Annotated in this window: 1 protein-coding gene, 1 tRNA gene and 1 pseudogene; all 3 read left to right on the top strand. The window is 70.0% G+C overall.

The window, feature by feature from the left end:
* Nucleotides 1-470 (top strand): annotated as a pseudogene (locus tag G6017_RS16970) (UPF0182 family protein); the annotation flags it as partial.
* 113 nt (nt 471-583) lie between these two features.
* A tRNA-Met gene (locus G6017_RS14560) sits at nt 584-660 on the top strand.
* A gap of 120 nt (nt 661-780) precedes the next feature.
* Nucleotides 781-1,183, top strand: a 403-nt coding sequence (locus G6017_RS14555) for a TetR/AcrR family transcriptional regulator (RefSeq protein WP_182617997.1), incomplete at its 3' end; no start/stop codon positions are given.

Below are 1,183 nucleotides of genomic sequence, written 5' to 3'. Positions count from 1 at the left end.
CCGCCGAGATCACCGAGGGCAACCTCCTGGCGCTGCCGTTGGCCGACGACTCGGTCCTGTACGTGGAGCCGATCTACACCCAGCGCAAGGACCAGGACTCGGCGTTCCCGCGGTTGCTGCGCGTGATGGTCTCCTATGACCGCGCGGTGGGTTATGCGCCCACGCTCTACGAGGCACTGCGCCAGGTGGGCATCGAGGCCGACCCGGACGTCGTGCGGATCGACGAGAGCGGTGAGGCCGAGGCGGAGGCGGAGGGTGAGGTCGCGGGCGCGTCCCGGCCGAGCGTTCCGCGCCCGGCGGCGCCCGCCACCGGCGGCGGAGACGACGCCGAGCGGGCGGCCGCGGTGCGGGACATCAATCAGGCGCTGAACGCGGTCCGTTCGGCACAGGGCGGTGACCTGTCCGCGCTGGGACAGGCTCTCGAGGATCTGCAGGAGGCGGTCGATGCCTACCAGGCCCTCGGGAACTGACCTGACCAGGGGATATGTCACCCCCGGTGTGAGTTGGGTCATGTTCCGTTCGTTTCGCGTCCACCGATTTGCCTTCCGAGGTGACTGGCACGTAGTGTCATAGACGCAAACGACGCGGGGTGGAGCAGCTCGGTAGCTCGCTGGGCTCATAACCCAGAGGTCGCAGGTTCAAATCCTGTCCCCGCTACCACGATGAGGCCCCCTGACCGGGTGAGAATCCGGTCAGGGGGCCTTTGTCGTTCGTGCGACAGGGCGCCGCCTCGGGCATGGGGATTGCGCGCCCCTGGTGTTAGTCACTAACATTCTGGGTATGGGTCGGTCCGAGCAGACGCGCGAACGACTGCTCCGTGCCGCCCTGGAGCTGATGGGTGACCGCGGGTACGACGGCGTCACCACGGCGGCCGTCGCCGGACGGGCGGGCGTCAGCGAGATGACCCTCTTCCGCCACTTCCCGACCAAGGCGGCGCTGCTCGTGGACGACCCCTACGACCCCCTCATCGCGGACGCGATCGCGCGCCGGCCGGCGGACGAGCCCCCGTTGACGGCGGTCGTGCGCGGGATCCGGGACTCGTGGAACTCTGTGCCGGAACCCGCCGCGGAGGCCGTGCGTGAGCGACTCCGGATCGTCGCCGAGACTCCTTCTCTGGCGGGCGCTCTCGCGGCGGGGAGCCGGGCCACGGAGGACGCGATCGTCTCCGCCCTCGCGGGGCGAG

The sequence above is a fragment of the Dietzia sp. B44 genome, from assembly GCF_014145245.1.
GTDB lineage: Bacteria > Actinomycetota > Actinomycetes > Mycobacteriales > Mycobacteriaceae > Dietzia > Dietzia natronolimnaea.
This window is presented reverse-complemented; position numbering and strand designations above follow the sequence as displayed.